Annotated in this window: 16 protein-coding genes and 1 pseudogene; 12 read left to right on the top strand and 5 right to left on the bottom strand. The window is 70.1% G+C overall.

Annotated features, from left to right (window positions below; translation table 11 throughout):
* Positions 1-233: 233 nt before the first annotated feature.
* The 3 genes and pseudogenes from J2S55_RS43310 to J2S55_RS43320 all read left to right on the top strand — a co-directional run.
* Positions 234-722, top strand: coding sequence for a DUF5946 family protein (locus J2S55_RS43310; protein ID WP_306873454.1), 489 nt, complete (start codon positions 234-236; stop codon positions 720-722).
* A 79-nt stretch (positions 723-801) separates the two neighbouring features.
* Positions 802-1,887 (top strand): hypothetical protein, encoded by a 1,086-nt coding sequence (locus J2S55_RS43315; protein WP_306873457.1) that lies wholly within the window; start codon positions 802-804, stop codon positions 1,885-1,887.
* Positions 1,888-2,055 (top strand): annotated as a pseudogene (locus J2S55_RS43320) (IS5/IS1182 family transposase); the annotation flags it as partial.
* Positions 2,056-2,255: 200 nt separating this feature from the next.
* On the opposite strand, the gene J2S55_RS43325 reads toward J2S55_RS43320, so the two are convergent.
* Positions 2,256-2,696 carry a hypothetical protein gene (locus J2S55_RS43325; protein ID WP_306873459.1) on the bottom strand — a complete coding sequence of 147 codons (441 nt, stop codon included), beginning with the start codon at positions 2,694-2,696 and terminating at the stop codon, positions 2,256-2,258.
* Positions 2,697-3,202: 506 nt separating this feature from the next.
* On the opposite strand from J2S55_RS43325, the gene J2S55_RS43330 reads away from it, so the two are divergent.
* The 5 genes from J2S55_RS43330 (at position 3,203) to J2S55_RS43350 (ending at position 7,990) form a co-directional block, all read left to right on the top strand.
* Complete coding sequence (locus tag J2S55_RS43330; RefSeq protein WP_306873460.1) at positions 3,203-3,424, top strand: SulP family inorganic anion transporter; 222 nt, start codon at positions 3,203-3,205, stop codon at positions 3,422-3,424.
* 76 nt (positions 3,425-3,500) lie between these two features.
* Positions 3,501-5,303: an alkyl/aryl-sulfatase gene (locus J2S55_RS43335; protein ID WP_306873463.1), complete on the top strand. Its 1,803-nt coding sequence runs from the start codon at positions 3,501-3,503 to the stop codon at positions 5,301-5,303.
* Positions 5,304-5,448: 145 nt separating this feature from the next.
* Positions 5,449-6,246 (top strand): hypothetical protein, encoded by a 798-nt coding sequence (locus tag J2S55_RS43340; protein WP_306873467.1) that lies wholly within the window; start codon positions 5,449-5,451, stop codon positions 6,244-6,246.
* Positions 6,246-7,352: a sensor histidine kinase gene (locus J2S55_RS43345; protein ID WP_306873470.1), complete on the top strand. Its 1,107-nt coding sequence runs from the start codon at positions 6,246-6,248 to the stop codon at positions 7,350-7,352. Before J2S55_RS43340 ends, J2S55_RS43345 begins: the two co-directional genes overlap by 1 nt.
* Positions 7,349-7,990, top strand: a complete 642-nt coding sequence (locus tag J2S55_RS43350) for a response regulator transcription factor (RefSeq protein WP_306873473.1) — start codon at positions 7,349-7,351, stop codon at positions 7,988-7,990. The genes J2S55_RS43345 and J2S55_RS43350 overlap by 4 nt, the downstream gene beginning before the upstream one ends.
* A gap of 201 nt (positions 7,991-8,191) precedes the next feature.
* Here the strand turns inward: J2S55_RS43350 and J2S55_RS43355 are convergent, their stop codons facing one another.
* Positions 8,192-9,070, bottom strand: a complete 879-nt coding sequence (locus tag J2S55_RS43355) for a MarR family winged helix-turn-helix transcriptional regulator (protein ID WP_306873475.1) — start codon at positions 9,068-9,070, stop codon at positions 8,192-8,194.
* Between the two features lie 150 nt (positions 9,071-9,220).
* Between J2S55_RS43355 and J2S55_RS43360 the strand changes: the two genes are divergently transcribed.
* Both J2S55_RS43360 and J2S55_RS43365 read left to right on the top strand, forming a co-directional pair.
* Positions 9,221-9,868 carry a hemerythrin domain-containing protein gene (locus J2S55_RS43360; RefSeq protein WP_306873477.1) on the top strand — a complete coding sequence of 216 codons (648 nt, stop codon included), beginning with the start codon at positions 9,221-9,223 and terminating at the stop codon, positions 9,866-9,868.
* 336 nt (positions 9,869-10,204) lie between these two features.
* Complete coding sequence (locus tag J2S55_RS43365; protein WP_306873480.1) at positions 10,205-11,113, top strand: haloalkane dehalogenase; 909 nt, start codon at positions 10,205-10,207, stop codon at positions 11,111-11,113.
* A 163-nt stretch (positions 11,114-11,276) separates the two neighbouring features.
* On the opposite strand, the gene J2S55_RS43370 is transcribed toward J2S55_RS43365, so the two are convergent.
* On the bottom strand, positions 11,277-11,933 hold the full coding sequence (locus J2S55_RS43370; protein WP_306873483.1) for a maleylpyruvate isomerase N-terminal domain-containing protein: 657 nt from the start codon (positions 11,931-11,933) through the stop codon (positions 11,277-11,279).
* 66 nt (positions 11,934-11,999) lie between these two features.
* Positions 12,000-13,493: an MFS transporter gene (locus tag J2S55_RS43375; RefSeq protein WP_306873485.1), complete on the bottom strand. Its 1,494-nt coding sequence runs from the start codon at positions 13,491-13,493 to the stop codon at positions 12,000-12,002.
* A 256-nt stretch (positions 13,494-13,749) separates the two neighbouring features.
* On the opposite strand from J2S55_RS43375, the gene J2S55_RS43380 reads away from it, so the two are divergent.
* Together J2S55_RS43380 and J2S55_RS43385 are read left to right on the top strand one after the other, a co-directional pair.
* On the top strand, positions 13,750-14,121 hold the full coding sequence (locus J2S55_RS43380) for a YciI family protein (RefSeq protein WP_306873488.1): 372 nt from the start codon (positions 13,750-13,752) through the stop codon (positions 14,119-14,121).
* Positions 14,118-15,329 (top strand): RNA polymerase sigma factor, encoded by a 1,212-nt coding sequence (locus J2S55_RS43385; RefSeq protein ID WP_306873490.1) that lies wholly within the window; start codon positions 14,118-14,120, stop codon positions 15,327-15,329. The genes J2S55_RS43380 and J2S55_RS43385 overlap by 4 nt, the downstream gene beginning before the upstream one ends.
* Before the next feature lie 72 nt (positions 15,330-15,401).
* Here J2S55_RS43385 and J2S55_RS43390 read toward each other — a convergent pair whose 3' ends face one another.
* Entirely contained in the window at positions 15,402-16,760 is a 1,359-nt protein-coding gene (locus J2S55_RS43390; protein ID WP_306873493.1) for an alpha-L-fucosidase, read from the bottom strand.
* Positions 16,761-16,765 lie beyond the last annotated feature (5 nt).

A 16,765-nucleotide genomic window follows, 5' to 3' on the forward strand; every position in this document is an offset into this window, starting at 1 on the left:
CTGTGACCATGAGGCCGCTTCCGTTGTGTCGCTGGGACGCGCTTCACGAAGAGCTGATCCAGGGAACCATGGCGGCAAGGAGGTGGACCAGGCTGTCCGTATGCCTGGCAGTACTCCAGCCGCGCTCCGTGGCCTGCCAGGTGCCACGGCCTACCGCATACAGCCCGGTAGGACATCGGACGGCGCCGAAATCCCGTCGACAAGGCTGTTGCCGGCCACCTATGTTGCAGACCATGGCAGATAACCCCGTTGCGGCTCAGTGCGACTGCGGCGCAGTCGCCGGCCCGCTGGGCCTATGCGTGGACTACTACCACGCAATCCTCTCTGAGGAGCAGGCCGATCCTCACATGTACAAGTGGCACGCGCCTGTGGTCTGTGCGTATCTCCTGCAGCACCCTTCCCGAGCTCACGGGAAGTACCTTGACGGTCAATTCCGCCAGTTGCAGCTTTACCTGGACAAGGGCCTTGACGCGCTGCTTCGCGTAGCGGCTCATCAGGTGGCGCGGAACAAGCACGGGGTACGGTCGAGCTATGACATGGCGCCATTGGCGGCATACGAGCCGCTCCCACCGGGCGGACCTCCCCGGCACTTCCGCGCTACGTTCAGCGGGTTGCCGTTCAGGGACGGCAGCTTCGTGTCTGATGGACATCTGACATACGGACACCGCATCGAGGCCATCGCCGAAGCGGCTGTGGAGTCCTGGAGATCTATCCAGGCCTGAGACACGGTGCAGAGACTCTGGACAGAGCGGCTGACTTCAGGCCGCCTGCACCATCCGAGGCGCGTGAAACCATACGACTGTGCCGAACGATGCCATCCACGGGGATTCCAACCAGTTCGCCGCTCGTCTCGTGGTCACCGCCACCGCTCCGCTCGACCTCGCGTCGGCGGACGGTCCACAGGTGCTGCACTGGCCTGGGCGCAGGCTGCTGGTGCAGCGCGGAGACACCGAGCTGGCCGTCCGCAACCTGGACGGGGACGGGACGGAGGTCCGTTTCCCCGCGCCCTGGCCCCGCCGGTACGGCTCGGTGGCGGTCTCTCCCGCGGGTGATCTCGCCGTGTTCGCCGGCGTTCACGCGCTGCGAGCCGTGGATTCGACCGGCGCCGTGCGGTGGGAGATCCGGCACGGTTGTTGGTCCGCCGCCGTGTGCACCAAGGCCCATGCCTCGTTCTCCGAGTACGCCGACGACTACCACCACGGCCACGCGGACAGCGGCTCGGCGGCCTTCTCCTCGGACGGCCGGCTCCTCTGGGCCCACATCCGCAACCACTCGGGGCGCGACACCAAGGAGGAATGGCTGATCCTCGACCCCGCCGACGGCACGGTGCTGACCCGGGCCGAGACGATGACCGTGGGATCGAGCTCCACTCACTTCCCCCACCCGGACCCGGCGCACATGGGGCTGACTGTCGGCGAGGGCGAGGAGAACTCGCCCGTGCTGTGGGGACACTGGGATGGCGCGAGACTCACTGTCCAGCGGTTCATCGAGGAGGTCCTCCTCGCCGTGAGCCCGTCTGGGGAGTACTTCCTGACCACGGATCTGGGGCAGTGGTCCCTCTACCTGCACCGGGCGGAGGACGGCATGGAACTGCGGCATCTGGACGCCGAGGAAGCCGTGCCCCCTCCCGCAAACGAGGACGACCGCGTTCGGTGGGACTACGAGGCGGCGTTCCCATACGACGACACCGCCGTGGTCGGCACCGAGTACCACGCGGACGCCCCCCACCACTGGCTTGTCGACCCACGTACGATGACCCTGCGCGGCCGGATTGCCTACCCCTTCTCCGTCGCGGGATCTCCCCGATCAGCGGGGCAGGCCGCCTGGTACACGGTCGCCAAGGACCAGACCACCCTCCACCTGTGGAACCTGCCGCACCGGGGATGAGTCAATGAGCTCCACGCCAAGACCCTGGCACTCGACGAACGCGCCGCCGCCACCCTCAGGGCCCGGAAGATATTGACCAAGCAGCGCTGCTGCCCTCGCCGCATGACCGCGATCGTGCAGGCCATCCTCGTCCTGCACTACACCGAGACCGCCCGTCAGCCACGATGAAAACGGCTCGCTGTAAACACATCGCCATACAGAAGCCAGAATTATCCGCCCCCTGCCCCTTGCCCCTTGCCGCCAATCGATGAGAATTGACCAAATGGTCCGACACCTTGCTTGAGGTGCCGGACCATTTTCAGAAGGGCGGGTGCAGCGAAAGCGTCGGCGGCAGCTCCACCACCCCGGCGGATGAGGGGCGCATTCCGTCACGAATTATCGGATGGTTGAACAATGCTGACGGGTTGTCTGCTTTCCTTATCGACTACCGTTCGTCTTGCCAGCGGTGTGCGCAGACTCATGTTTACGTCGAACGGATACCCGATGCCTGTCGTTATCACTCGCCCCCAGGAAAAGAGGGGGCTGCAGGTATTGAACACCTGAATATCAATGGCCACCTGGGAAGTGGACTCGTTCACCTCCACGCCCCTCACTTGCTCGCAGAAAGTGCCGTCGGCCTTTGGCTCGCCGAACATGAGCCTCGCGGTCAGCGTTCGCCCGTCGGGCGACGGTGTCACATAGCCGATAAAATGCGAGTAAGGCTTATTGATATGCACCGTCGTCAACAATACCGCCAGCACTGTCAGCGCTACCAGCAGTACTATGAAGCCGGGTTTTTTGAAAAACGAAGCAGGCGTAGGATGACTCATTTGCTAGCTGAAATTCCACTTCAGGACTTGACCATTGAACGCCTTGGATGCACCGATTATGTCGGGGAAGTACGAGACGCAATCGGCCGTTTGACGGTGCCCTTTCGGGCTTGACGGGCTGGAGCGCAGGATAGGTGAGGTCGACGTCGAGGTAAAGCTGCCAGTCCGTGATGACGACGTGTTCTCGGCGCAGTGGGACAGATGGCAGGGCGAACGCCGCGAGCAGACCCGCTCCTACTAGGATGCCGCCAGCGTCAAGCCTTAGTTGGTGTTTGATCCCGGGGGTTCTGTCTGATTGGTGTTTCAGGCGCCTCGCCAGGTTGGGGTGGATTCGCGGGTGAGGCGAAAGGCAGCAGCTCCCCAAGGGCCCCATCGACACCACTCCTTCCGATTGCGCCTGGCATGCCCTCTTTGACCTGGGATGATGCTTGACGATCTCGCAGGCTTCCCCTGGTCTCGGCTTGGCTACGGAACAGAAGTCGGCCACAGGAGGGGAGGCAGCGGGGATGGGCTGGTCTGCTGTCCCCGGCTGGGCGGCGCTGCGCGGCTACCGGCGCGCGTGGCTGCGCCCGGACCTGCTTGCGGCGTCGTCGCTGTGGGCGGTGCTGGTGCCGCAGGCGTTCGCGTACGCGCGACCGGCCGGGCTGCCCGCGACATCGGGCCTGTACACGGCGCTCGGCGCGATGATCGGGTACGCGCTCTGTCGGCACGCGGGGTCGGGCACCTGACTCCCCCGCAGGCCGGCATGTCCTTCCTTGAGGTTTTCCTTGCCTTAGAGGCGGCGGGTGCGGGCACCACGGTCCCATGGCAGACCTTCCCTTTCACGATCGGGCCGACTTCGATGCCGCCGAGCGTGGTTTCGTCGCGAAGCTGAGCCCCGCCCTGATACGGGCGGCCGACGGCGAGGTCGTCTGGGACAACGACTCCTACGTCTTCCTCAACGGCGACTGTCCGGAGTCCGCGCATCCGAGCTTGTGGCGGCAGGCGCAACTGTGCGCCAAGCAGGGATTGTTCGAGGTGACGGACGGCATCTACCAGGTGCGTGGCCTGGACCTGTCCAACATGACCATCGTCGAAGGCGGAGGCGGCGTCATCGTCATCGATCCACTGGTCTCCACCGAGTGCGCCGCCGCCGCGCTGCGGCTCTACCGGGACCACCGGGGGGACCGTCCGGTGACCGGTCTGATCTACACCCACTCCCACGTCGACCACTTCGGCGGCGCCCGTGGCGTCACCGACGGTGTCGGCATCCCTGTCCTCGCCCCGGCCCATTTCATGGAGCATGCCGTCTCCGAGAACGTCTACGTCGGCACCGCCATGAACCGCCGGGCTCTGTACATGTACGGCCAGCTTCTGCCTCCCTCTCCCGAGGGTCAGCTCGGCTGTGGGCTGGGGATGGGGACCTCGGCCGGCACTGTCTCCCTCATCCCGCCCACCGTGGAGGTCACCCGCACCGGGCAGGAGGAGACGATCGACGGGGTACGCATCGTCTTCCAGCTCACCCCGGGCACCGAGGCCCCGGCGGAGATGAACTTCCTGTTCCCCGAGCGGCGTGCTCTGTGCATGGCCGAGAACGCCACCCACAACCTGCACAACGTGCTCACCCTGCGCGGTGCGCTGGTCCGTGACACGCGCGTGTGGGCCCGCTACCTGACCGAGGCCGTCGCGCTGTTCGCCGACCAGGCCGATGTCGCCTTCGCCTCCCACCACTGGCCCACCTGGGGCAGGGACGACATCGTCACCTTCCTGTCCCAGCAACGCGACCTGTATGCCTACCTGCACGACCAGACCATGCGCATGCTGAACCGCGGCCTGACCGGACCCGAGATCGCCGAGGCCATGCAGATACCGCCCGCCCTGGAGCAGGCCTGGCACACCCACGGCTACTACGGGTCTGTCAGCCACAACGTCAAAGCGATCTACCAGCGCTACCTGGGCTGGTTCGACGGCAACCCGGCCCACCTGTGGGAGCACCCGCCCGTCGAGCAGTCGCGCCGCTACGTCGAATGCCTCGGCGGCGCCTCCGCCGTGCTCGCCCTGGCCGAACGCTACATCCGGGAAGGCGACCTGCGTTTCGCAGCGACCCTGCTCAACCACGCCGTGTTCGCCGACGAGGGCGACTCCGCGGCCCGCAAGCTCCTGGCCCAGGTCTACGTCCGGCTGGGCCACGGCGCCGAGAACGCCACCTGGCGCAACTTCTACCTCACCGGCGCCACCGAGCTGACCGGCCACCCCTCGGCGGCCGCGACCGACACCACCTCATCGGACATGTTCCGCGCGCTCACCGTGGAACAGATCTTCGACTCCCTGGCCATCCGCGTTCACGGCCCCAACGCCTGGAACGAACGCTTCACCATCGACTGGCACCTCACCGACCTGGACGAGCGCCACCGCACCACGATGTCCAACGGAGCCATGATCCACGAGCGGACGACGTCCGGCGACGGAGCGGACCTGAGGCTACGGCTGACGAAACAGCGCCTGCTCGGCCTGCTCGCCGGCGACGACATCGACGGCATCGACCACGACGGTGATCTCGGCGTCCTGCGGCGGCTGACCGCCGTCCTGGAGGACCCCACACCGGACTTCGCCATCGTCACGCCCTGACCTGCCACCAACGCTGAGAGCGCCGACGCGGCCGGCGGGCCGACAGCTCATGAGAGTACGAGCCATGTCAATACCTCTCAGGTCAGATCTCGTCCGGACCTGGCGCAGACGCGGCCCTCGGGCCGCGGCCGGGATCGTTGGCGTCATGCGACTTCAACGGATGCAGATCTCGGCGCTGATCGTTCTCGCGCTCGTCGTGGCACTCGCGCTCGTGCCGCTGCCGACGCTCCCCTACACCACGGGCTTCGCGCCGCACTGGGTTACCGTCCTGGCCGCCGTGCTGGGCGCGATCTTCGTGGTACGACCGCACCCGGCGGGGCTGCTGCCCGCCGTACTGCTGCTGTGGTCGGCAGGCGGCGTCGTGCTCGACGGCTTCCGTGCGTTCTTCGCCGTCACGGGGATCCCGGCGGGAGACTTCGCGCGCGTGGACTGGCCCGGGATGGCGCTGCGCGGGCTCAGCCTGACGGGTTGCACGCTGCTGGGTGCGCTGCTGCTGCCTCGCCTCAGGGTCCCGGGCGGGGCGTGGCTCGGCTACAGCGCGTTCGCGATCGGGTTCGTCTATCCCATGGCCAAGCTGTACTGGTCCTTGGGCGGTACGCTGCTGCGTCCGGTGGGCTATGCCGAGGGCTTCCCGTACGGCGAGCTGATCATGCTGCTCATCGGGGCGGTGGGCTCGCTGGCCCTGGTTCAGAGGTGGGGGCGGTGGCTGCCGCGGCGGCTGGTGCTGGCGGGTGGTTGGACGGGCGCTGCTATGTTGACCACCATGGGGGCCATGTCCGTTTTCGGTACGTTGTCACAGATGCTCGGCCTCACCCAAGGGCCTGTGCCCCTGTCCGACCACGCGGCGGTGGTGACGGTTGGGCTCGTGTACGGGAGCTGGCTGCTGTTCGGGCTGGCGGTCGGCGGGGCCACGCTCTCCTACCAGCGGGCCACGCTGAGGTGATGCCGCGGCGCGCGGACCTGGCCCTGGCCTTCGTCGTCGGAGTGCCGCTGTTGTCGCTGTCGGTGGTGATGGCGGTGCTGTCGGTGCCGGGTGTTCGAGCTGCCCTGCTGGTGGGCGCCTGCCTGGTGGCGCACGCGGCCCTCGCCTACCGGCGGGAGGTCTGGGCGTTCTTCCTGGTCGCCACCGCCTTCGCCGTCCAGGCCGCCGTGACCGGGCTGTTCCTCATGCTGCCGTCCGTGGCCGTCTTCCCGATCGCCGTCTATTCCTGCACCGTGTACGGCAGGCGTTTCCCGCCCTTGGCCGCGGGACTCGCCGGGGCCGGGGCGGCGGCCTACCGATTCGCCCATGACCCGTCGGTCACCGCCGCTCACCTGGGACCCGATCCGTGGCTGCTGCTCGGCCTGCTGGCCTCGATGGTGATGGCGACCTGGGGGTTCGGGCTGTACCGGCGGACCCAGCTGGCCTACGTCGCGCTGCTGGAGGAGCAGGCCGAGGCGTCGGCCGCCCGGGCGACGCTGGCCGAGCGGGCGAGGATCGCGCGCGAGATGCACGACGTGGTCGCGCACGCCCTGGCCGTGATCGTCGCCCAGGCGAGAGGTGGCCGGTTCGCACCCGAGCGGGCCGCCGAGGTGCTGGCCACCGTGGAGGAGACCGGCCGCCGGGCCTTGACGGAGATGCGCGGCCTGGTCGGCGTGCTCCGCACCGACACCGCCCCGCTGGCCCCGTCGCCCGGGCTGGCCGACCTGTCCGCCCTGCTGTCCGCAGCGAGCGTGGCCGGCCCGGTCGAGACGGGTACGGCCGGCTCCATCGGCCCGGCCGCCGAGCTTGTCGCCTACCGGGTGGTCCAGGAGGCGCTCACCAACACGCTCAAGCACGCGGGCCCGGCCGCGACGGCCGCCGTTCACGTGGACTGGACGCCTGACGCCTTGGTCGTCACCGTCACCGACGACGGCGCGAGCTGCGGGACGGCGGACGGCCAGGGGAACGGCCTGGCGGGAATGCGCGAGAGGATGTCGGCTGTGGGCGGCACGCTGGAGGCGGGGCCGCGCGAAGAAGGCGGGTTCGCGGTGGTCGCCCGCCTGCCGTACCGGAAGGAGAGCATGTGATCCGGGTGTTCGTCGTGGACGACCAGGACCTCGTGCGGACGGGGACGGTCATGGTGCTCCAGGCGCAACCGGACATGGAGGTCGTGGGCGAGGCCCGCGACGGCGCCGACGCGCTGGCCCGGCTGCGCGCCGTGCAGGCCGACGTCGTGCTCATGGACGTGCGCATGCCTCGCATGGACGGCGTGGCCGCCACCCGCGAGCTGCTCGCAGGGGTTCCAGGGGCGCCGAAGGTGATCGTGCTGACCACCTTCGATCTGGACGAGTACGCCTTCGCCGCGCTGCGCGCCGGGGCCTCCGGATTCCTGCTCAAGGACGCGCCCGCCGAGGAAATGCTGGCGGCCGTGCGCACCGTGCACGAGGGCGACGCGGTGATCGCGCCCTCCACCACCCGTCGCCTGCTCGATCACGTGGCTCCCACCCTCCCCACACCGGGGCCCGACCCGCTGACCGACCGCGAACGCGAAGTCCTGCGCCACATCGCCATGGGACAGACGAACGCGGAGATCGCGGGCCTGCTGTTCCTGTCAGAGGGCACGGTGAAGACGCATGTGGGCCGCATCCTGGCCAAACTGGAGCTGCGAGACCGCGTCCAGGCCGTCATCTGGGCCTACGAACACGGCCTGGCCCGCCCGCGCTGACGGCCGCTCCAGCGGGAACGATCGCTCGACGCGGGCTCGATTGACAGTTCCACAGGCCATTTACCAGGATTTCCGATGTCCGCCCAGCCCCACGGCCGCGGCTGCCGATCAGGGTTTCATCACATGATCATCTCTACCGGCGATCTCCGCGCTCAGACATAGCCGCAGGTCAGAGACAGGTCCGTGGAGTTTCCGCGATCGCTACGAGGACTCCTGCTGACCGGCCCGCGACAGGAGTTTGGTGAGCAGGTCGCGGAGGTCGGCGGTGCCGTCGGGGCCGAGGATCTCCTCGATGTCGTGCTCGACGCCCTGCATCGCGTCGCGGACCACGGGGATCCGGGCGCGGCCGAGGCCGGTGAGCTCCAGGGCGTAGCGGCGGCGGTCGTGCGGGTCCTGGCCCCGGACCACGAGCCCGGCCTGGACGAGCTCCTCGACCAGCGACGCGGTGGCCGGTTCGGTGAGGTGCAGATATCGGGCCAGTTGCTGCTGGGGGCAGGGGCCGAGCCGCTCCAGGGCGGGCAGCAGGCCGAAGTGGCGGGTGCGCAGGCCGTAGTCCTCCAGCTTGTGGTCGCCGAGCCGGCGCAGGCGGTAGTGGGCCTGGGCGATGAGGTGTTCGGTGCTCGGGATGGTGGGCTGCTCGTCGTGGGCGATCAGCCTGCTGAGCAGCTCGTTGAGGCGGTGCCGTTCCGGAGTGGTCAGCGCTGCGGTGAGCTGGGCGTCGCGGTCGGCGACGGCCTGGCGCATGCCCTCCAGGGCGGTACGGCCCGCGTCGGTCAGCGACAGGACGTAGGTGCGCCGGTTGGCCGGGTTGCGGGTCCGCGTGAGGTGGCCGGCCTGCTGGAGCCGGTCGAGCAGCTTGACCATGATCGTCCGGTTGACGCCGAGGCGGTGCGCGAGGTCCTGCTGCGAGCGGGCGTTCTCGTCGGCCAGCACGTCGAGCACCACGAAGTCGCGGGACTGCGGCCCGTCCCGCATGGCCTCGGCCGCGATGCCGGTGAAGGCCCGGCGCAGCAGATGGCCGATGGTCCCGCGCAGCGGCCCGGACTCCTCGTCGACGGCCTCTCTCCGTTGGTCGGACACAGATCCCACCTCCCCGGCGTAAGCCTACCAGTGTTGATGGTCCAATGTGTTGATGCTGCAATCTATTGATAGTTGGAGAGTTGACGGTTGCGGAGATGCGGATTAGCGTCGGTGTCCTGCGGAGCGCAGAGATCACTGAAGGAGCGGGAAATGAGCTTCAGGCTGGACATGTCGATGATGTTCGTGATGCACGACGCCCTGCGGCGGGAGCTGGAGCGGATCGCGCGGATCACCGCCAGGGGCGGCGACGACCCCCGGTTGATCCTGAAGTCGGCTGTGGGCTGGGAGATGTTCAAGACCTACCTGCACGCCCACCACCGGTCCGAGGACGAGACCCTCTGGCCGGTGATGGCGGAGATCCTGGCCGAGCGGCCGGCCGACCTGGCCCTGCTGGACGCGATGGAGGCCGAGCACGCGATCATCGACCCGCTGCTGGACTCCATCGACGCCGCGCTGGCCGACCGCGAGACGGGCCCGCGGCGGCTCGGCGAGCTGGTGGACGCGCTGCACACCGGGCTGACCGGGCACCTCAAGCACGAGGAGGCCGAGGCGCTGGCGCTGATCGACGCCACCCTCGACGAGGAGCAGTGGGGCCGGCTCGGCCGGCGGCAGCGCGAGCGGATCGGCACCGACGCGCCACGCTACCTGCCGTGGCTGCTGGACGACCTCGACCCCCACCGCGCCGCGGCCATCCTCGGCCGGATGCCCGAACCGCTGCGCACCGCCTACGAGAACGACTGGCGGGCCGCCTACGTCGGCCTCGACCTGTGGGGCGCGGCCGGCCGCCGGACCGTCTGATCACCTCGGACCGTCGGGAGAGCTTCCATGTCCGTGCAGTCGCAGGCGACCCCGGTGACCGCCGCGCCGCCGGAGCGCCGGCCCGGCCTGGCGGTGGGTGCTGTCCGTCGACATCCCGATCGCCGCCGCCGTCCTGGCCCTCATCACCACGCGTGTGAACGCCGGAGTCGACGCCGCCTGACCCCCGTCGCGGCATCGCGGCCCGCGCCCTGACCACCACCGCCCTGACCACCACCGCCCGGCCCCGCCAAGAGGCCGGCGTCCGAACACCGGCGTCCGGACACCAGCCGTACGACCCGATGAAGCCCGTACCCGTCCGGAGAGGACACCACGATCATGCCTACCACTCCAGTCATCGACTCCCACATCGCCCACGTCGAGGCCGGGACCGGTGATCTGCCGGTGGTGTTCCTGCACGGCAGCCCCACCTCCTCCTACATCTGGCGCAACGTCATCCCGCACGTCGCCGGCCAGGCCAGGGTCCTGGCCCCGGATCTGATCGGGATGGGCGCCTCCGGCAAGCCCGACATCGACTACCGCTTCGTCGACCACGCCCGCTACCTGGACGCCTGGTTCCAGGCACTGGGCCTGGACCGGGCCGTCCTGGTCGGCCACGACTGGGGCGGCGCGCTGGCCATGGACCGGGCCGCCCGCCACCCCGGCCATGTGCGCGGCATCGTCCTGCTGGAGACCTTCCTTCGGCCGCAGACCTGGGCGGAACTGCCGGCCGACGTCGCCGAGCACAGCCGCGCCCTGCGCACTCCCGGGCTCGGGGAGACCATGCTGCTGGAGCAGAACTTCGCCATCGAGGGCGCCCTCCCCCACCCCTTCGCCATCCGGACCGGGATCAGCCAGGAGGACCTGGACGTCTACCGGGCGCCCTATCCCGACCCGGCCTCACGCAAGCCGCTGCTGCGCTGGCCCCGCGAGATCCCGTTCGACCGCGAGCCCGCCGACGTGGCCGACCGCATGGACGCCTACGGCGAGTGGCTCGCCGACACCCCGGAAGTGCCCAAGCTCCTGCTCACCGTGGAGAACGGCGTGGGCATCGCCTCCCCGGAGGTCGTGGCCTGGGCCCGGCGGCACGCCGCCTCGCTCGAGGTGGAGGGCATCGGCCCCGCCGGGCACCAGGCGCCCGAGGACCAGCCCGACGCCATCGGCCGGGCCATCGCCCACTGGCTGGACCGGCACCACCTGGGCCGGCCCCGGGTGCGGCCCGGCCTGCGGGAGACCCCGGTCCGATGAGCCCGCCCGGCGGCCGATGCCCCGCTTCCGCGGAAGCGGGGCATCGGCCGCCGGCACGGCGTTGAACGGGCACCGGCCGACGATCAGCCCATCGGGAAGCCGGATGACCGGTCCCGCGCCGCCGCCGTCCGGTCCGCGCCGAAGGTCCCGTTCAGCCGGACGATCATCCGAGGACGAGCGGGAGTTCCGCGGCCAGCTCGCCCAGCTCGGCCCGCTCCGCGCCGGTCGGGGCACGCCGTCCGGTGCCGACCAGCAGCGCGTCCTGGTCGGAGAACGACGCGGGGAACGCCGTCCCGGCGATCTTCTCCAGCATCTCGCGGGACCGGGCGAGCCCCTCCGCGGGTGGTCCCGCCGTGTCCGGGAGGTGCGCGACCAGGTCGAGGTGGTGCAGCGTCCACTCCAGGACGTACGCGGACAGGTAGTCGCCCGCGGTGAGGACCTCGCCGCGGGTGCCGACCCGGAGGTCCGGGTCGGCGAGTTCGGCGGCGCGGCCGGCGGCGGAGCCGACGTCGTCGAGGTGGAACTTGAGCAGCCGAGGCTCCTCGTAGGCGGCGGCCAGCCGTACGGTCAGCGCGTCGAGCGGGTCGTCGCCGGTCGGCGGCGTTCCGGTGACCTCCCAGTAGGTCACCGCGTCGCGGGTCGGTTCCGTTCCGGTGGGGGTCACGAGGGTGATCAGGACGTCCTGAGCGTCGATGACCAGATGGCACACCAGGTCCCGCACGAGCCAGCCGGCACAGCCGGACGGCCGCGCGAAGTCCTCGTCCGGGAGTCCGGCGACCGCTGTGCGCAACGCCGTCCAAGAGCGTGAGAAGAGATCCACAGCGGCAAGGTAGTTCCGTGCCGCCATGGTGGACAAGCGCATTCGGACGGCCGGCCCCGCGGGGTTCTACGAGCGGGTCGCCTCGTAGTCGGGGAGCGCGGCCGGGGTGGTCCGGGCTGCCGGGCGCATGGTGAGGATCAGCGCGGCCAGCCCGGCGAAGATGACCGCGGCGACGACACCGGTGACGTGCAGGCCGGCGGTGAACGCCTCCCGCGCGGCGTGCAGCAGCTCCGCGCCCTGGCCGGCGGGGAGGTGCCGGCCGGCGGCGACCGCGCCGGCCAGCGAGTCGGACGTGCCGTCCATCCGGCTGCGGTAGACCACCGCGGCCACCACACCCAGCAGCGCGAAGCCGAGCGAACCGCCGAAGTAGTTGCCGGTCTCCGACATCGACGCCGCCGAGCCGGCGCGCTCCGGCGGTACGGACCCGACGACCAGCCCGGTGCCCAGCGCGAACAGCGGGCCGGTGCCCAGCGCCAGTACGGCGATGCCGATCATCACCAGCGGCAGGGCGCCCGCACCGCCGACGCCGACCAGCAGCAGGCTGCCCAGCGCCGACCCCACCAGTCCCCCGGCGATCGCGGTCGTCTGCTTCATCCGCCGAGCGAGCGCCGGCGCGGCCATGGTGCCGACCGCCACGCCCAGGCCCATGGGGGCGAACAGCACCGCCGACATGAGCGGCGAGAAGCCCAGCACGCCCTGCAGGTACTGGGTCACCAGCAGGCCCGTACCGGCCATGGCGATGCCGGCGAAGACCAGCGCGACGAGTACGGCCGTGAACGGGCGGTTGCGGAGCAGCCGCAGGTCCAGCAGCGGCGTCTCCAGCCGGAGCTGCCGGCGGACGAACAGCAGTCCCATGGCCGCGCCGACGACGAGGGCCACCGCCGGCACGGCCGGCACGCTCTCGACGGTCAGCTGCTTGATGCCGTAGACCGTCGAAAGCACCGCCACGAGCGACAGCCCGACGCTGGCCAGGTCCAGCCGGCCGGCCTGGTCGCTGCGGAACTCCGGCAGCAGGACCGGCCCGGCGAGCAGCAGCACCCCCATCGCCGGCACGGCGACCAGGAACACCGACCCCCACCAGAAGTGCTGGAGCAGGAACCCGGCGAGGACGGGTCCGAGCGCGCCGCCGGTGAACTGGCAGGTCGCCCAGATCGCGATGGCCTGCCCGCGCTGCCGTTCGTCGCGGAACATGTTCGTGATCAAGGAAAGTGTGGACGGCGCCAGGGTCGCGCCGGCGACGCCCAGCAGCGCACGCACGACGATCAGCATCAGCGGGCTGACCGCGAAGGCGGCTACGACCGACAGCACCGCGAACGCCGCTGCGCCGATCATCAGCAGCCGTCGGCGGCCGATCCGGTCACCGAGCGTACCCATCGTGATGACCATGCCGGCCACCATGAACCCGTAGCTGTCGCTGATCCACAGCTGCTCGACGTTGGTGGCGCCCATGTCGGCGCTCAGCTGTGGGAGCGCGAGGAGCAACGCCGTCGTGTCTATCGCGACGAGCAATGTCGGCAGCGCCAGGACGCCCAGTCCCAGCCATGCCCGGTTGACTCGCATATCCGGGACTCCTTGTTCTCTCGACGTTTCGCCGGTTGGTCGGAGCGGTCGAGAGGTTCTTGACATCGGTACGGAGGAAATCTCACGCGTCTGCCACGGTGGGTCGTCACCAGATATGACGGCCTCGCGGTCCGGGCGGGGTGATGGGGGAAAAACTCTGCGAAATTTGTGGCGGGGGATGTCAAGACGGCGGCGGCGGCTCCGACCAACCACTCGAAGGGCCCAGCCGGGGCTCGCGGACCACGAGGAGTACGAGATGAAGTTCCTGATCAGCATGCACATCAACCCGGCCGTGATAGACGCGCTGACCGACCAGGAGAAGGCGGCGATCGGCGACGGCCACGGCAAGTTCATCGAGGCGCTGAAGAAGTCCGGCGAACTGATCACCACCCAGGCACTGGTCGACCCGTCACAGGCCGCCGTGGTGTCCGTACGCAACGGCCAGCCGGTGGTGACCGACGGGCCCTTCCTGGAGTCGAAGGAGTATCTGGGCGGCTTCTACCTGATCGACTGCGAGAACAAGGAGCGGGCGATCGAGCTGGCGTCGCAGATCCCGGACACCGCGATCGAGGGTCTGGGGGTCGAGGTGCGACAGGTGATGTTCGCTGACGGACAATTGGAGGCATGACAGCACCAGTCATCGAGGACCTGCTGCGTGAGCTCACGCCGCAGGTCCTCGGCGCGTTGATACGCCGGCACGGCCAGTTCGAAGGGTGCGAGGACGCCGTGCAGGAGGCCGTCCTCGCCGCCGCCCTGCAGTGGCCGGCCGAGGGAGTGCCGGACAACCCGCGCGGCTGGCTGGTGGCTGTCGCGTCCCGTCGGCTCATCGACCAGATGCGCAGCGACCACGCGCGCCGCGAGCGGGAGTCGGCGACGGCCAACGAGGTGGTGCCCGAGGACGTACCGGACACCGACGACACGCTCGTCCTGCTGTTTTTGTGCTGCCATCCGACGCTGACCGCGGCCTCCCAGACCGCCCTGACGCTGCGGGCGGTCGGCGGCCTGACCACGGCCGAGATCGCCCGCGCGTTCCTGGTGCCGGAGGCCACGATGGCGGCCAGGATCAGCCGGGCCAAGCAGCGCATCAAGGCCGCCGGCAGCTCGTTCGGCCTGCCGGACGGCGCGGACCGCGAGGAGCGGCTACGGGTCGTTTTGCACGTGCTCTACCTGATCTTCAACGAGGGCTACACCGCCTCCTCGGGCAGCGAGCTGCACCGCGCCGACCTCGCGCACGAGGCGATCCGGCTGGCCAGGATGGTGCACGCGCAGCTGCCCGAGGACGGCGAGGTGACCGGGCTGCTCGCGCTGATGCTGCTGACCGACGCCCGCCGGGAGGCGCGCACGACGGCGGCCGGCGACCTGGTGCCGCTGGACGAGCAGGACCGTGCGAGGTGGGACCGCGGGCTGATCGAAGAGGGCATCGAGCTGGTCAAGGCGTCACTGGCCGGCCCGGCGCTGGGCCCCTACCAGCTGCAGGCCGCCATCGCCGCCACGCACGCCGCCGCGGCCACGGCCGCGGCGACCGACTGGCTACAGGTGCACGCGCTCTACCTGATCCTGGAACGGATCGCGCCCAACCCGATGGTCACCCTCAACCGGGCGATCGCGCTCGCCGAGACCGAGGGCCCGCCGGCCGGGCTGGCCCTGCTGTCCACACTGGACGGTGACGAGCGGATGGCCGGGCATCACCGGCTGCTGTCCGTACGGGCGCATCTGCTGGAGAAGACCGGCGACACGGCCGGGGCGTACGAGCACTACCGGCGCGCCGCGAAGTCCACCGCCAGCATCGCCGAGCGACGCTACCTGGAGGCCCGGGCCAGCCGGGTGAGGACATAGGTTCCGCCCCAGCCCCTTCACCGGTGGTGCTCCGTGGATCTCGTCCGGGCCGGAGCAGCGGACGGGCGGTGGTCACGGCCGGAAGGCCGAGGACGGCGGCAGGGTCAGGACGGCGGCGGGCAGGTGGCGCAGCGCCGGCGGGACGGTGACGGTGCCGTCCCGGTCGATCCGCGCCGGGTCCTCGCCCCAGTGGGCGCCCGGGTGGTCGAGCAGGTCGGCGGGCAGGCGGAAGCCGCCGTGCGCCGGGTCGAACGCGATCACGTTGAGCGTCCCGTCGGGGCGGACCGTGTAGCGCAGTGGCGCGCCCACCGGCTCGGCGTGGCGGTGCCAGGGGCGGGTGCCGTAGACGGCGTGCGGGTGGGCGGCCAGCCAGCGGCCGAGGTCGCGCAGCCGGTCGACCTGCGCGCCGGGCAGGGAGCCGTCGCCGCGTGGGCTGATGTTGAGCAGCAGGTTGCCGTTCTTGGCGACGGTGTCGACAAGGAGGTGGACCAGTTCGGTGGCGCCGATGAGGTGGGTGTCGTCCTCCGCGCGGTTGTAGCCGAACGAGGCGCCGAGGCCGCGCGTCGCCTCCCACGTCCACTCGGGCGCGGTGGTCTCGGTGCGGTACTCGCGGGTGCGGAAGCCCCGGTGCGGTACGCCCCACCGGTCGTTGATCACCCCCTCGGGGACGCGCTCGTAGTAGTGCTCGAACAGCGCGGCCAGGCTGTGCGGCCCGGCGGCCTTGGCGGAGTCCGGCCAGTCGATGTCGTTCCACAGCACGTCGGGCCGGTGCCGTTCGACCAGCTCCCGCACCTGGTCGAAGCAGTAGCGGGCGAAGGCCGGGTCGTTGCGCCGGTAGGTGAACAGGTCGGTCAGCGACCGGATGGGCGGGAAGTGCGACACGTGCCAGTCGAGCGCGCCGGAGTAGTAGAGCCCGAAACGCAGTCCTGCCGACCGGGCGGCGCCCGCCAGCTCGGCGACGACGTCGCGGCGGGGTCCCCGGTGGACGCTGGAGAAGCCGGTGGTGGCGGTGTCCCACAGGCAGAAGCCGTCGTGGTGCTTGGCCGTCGGCACCACGTAGCGTGCCCCGCACGCGGCGAAGAGCCGCATCCAGCCGTCGGGGTCGTACCTGTCGGCCGCCCAGTCGTCGGCCAGGTCCTCGTAGGAGGTGCCGACGCCGAAGGCGCTCTCGTGGTGGGCGCTGGTCGGCGAGCCGGGGATGCGCAGGGTGTTGGCGTACCACTCGGCGTACTGGTGGTGGCTGTACTCGAGCTCCGCGGGCACGTCCTGGCCCGGCCCGCGCGGCGGCGCCCATCCGGCGACCGAGTACAGCCCCCAGTGGACGAACACGCCGAACTTGGCGTCCCGGTACCAGTCGGGCACCGGTCTGTCGGGATAGTCCGGCGTGTCCGCGCCGAGGTCGGGACCGGTCCGGCGATCGAAGAAGAGCATGGATT

The sequence above is a fragment of the Streptosporangium brasiliense genome, from assembly GCF_030811595.1.
Taxonomy (GTDB): Bacteria; Actinomycetota; Actinomycetes; order Streptosporangiales; family Streptosporangiaceae; genus Streptosporangium; species Streptosporangium brasiliense.

Bases quoted from the DNA above. Each gene is read 5' to 3' on its own strand.
- J2S55_RS43310 (WP_306873454.1), top strand. From the start codon at position 234: ATGGCAGATAACCCCGTTGCGGCTCAGTGCGACTGCGGCGCAGTCGCC.
- J2S55_RS43325 (WP_306873459.1), bottom strand. From the start codon at position 2,696: ATGAGTCATCCTACGCCTGCTTCGTTTTTCAAAAAACCCGGCTTCATA.
- J2S55_RS43330 (WP_306873460.1), top strand. From the start codon at position 3,203: ATGGGCTGGTCTGCTGTCCCCGGCTGGGCGGCGCTGCGCGGCTACCGG.
- J2S55_RS43335 (WP_306873463.1), top strand. From the start codon at position 3,501: ATGGCAGACCTTCCCTTTCACGATCGGGCCGACTTCGATGCCGCCGAG.
- J2S55_RS43340 (WP_306873467.1), top strand. From the start codon at position 5,449: ATGCGACTTCAACGGATGCAGATCTCGGCGCTGATCGTTCTCGCGCTC.
- J2S55_RS43345 (WP_306873470.1), top strand. From the start codon at position 6,246: ATGCCGCGGCGCGCGGACCTGGCCCTGGCCTTCGTCGTCGGAGTGCCG.
- J2S55_RS43360 (WP_306873477.1), top strand. From the start codon at position 9,221: ATGAGCTTCAGGCTGGACATGTCGATGATGTTCGTGATGCACGACGCC.
- J2S55_RS43365 (WP_306873480.1), top strand. From the start codon at position 10,205: ATGCCTACCACTCCAGTCATCGACTCCCACATCGCCCACGTCGAGGCC.
- J2S55_RS43375 (WP_306873485.1), bottom strand. From the start codon at position 13,493: ATGCGAGTCAACCGGGCATGGCTGGGACTGGGCGTCCTGGCGCTGCCG.
- J2S55_RS43380 (WP_306873488.1), top strand. From the start codon at position 13,750: ATGAAGTTCCTGATCAGCATGCACATCAACCCGGCCGTGATAGACGCG.
- J2S55_RS43385 (WP_306873490.1), top strand. From the start codon at position 14,118: ATGACAGCACCAGTCATCGAGGACCTGCTGCGTGAGCTCACGCCGCAG.
- J2S55_RS43390 (WP_306873493.1), bottom strand. From the start codon at position 16,760: ATGCTCTTCTTCGATCGCCGGACCGGTCCCGACCTCGGCGCGGACACG.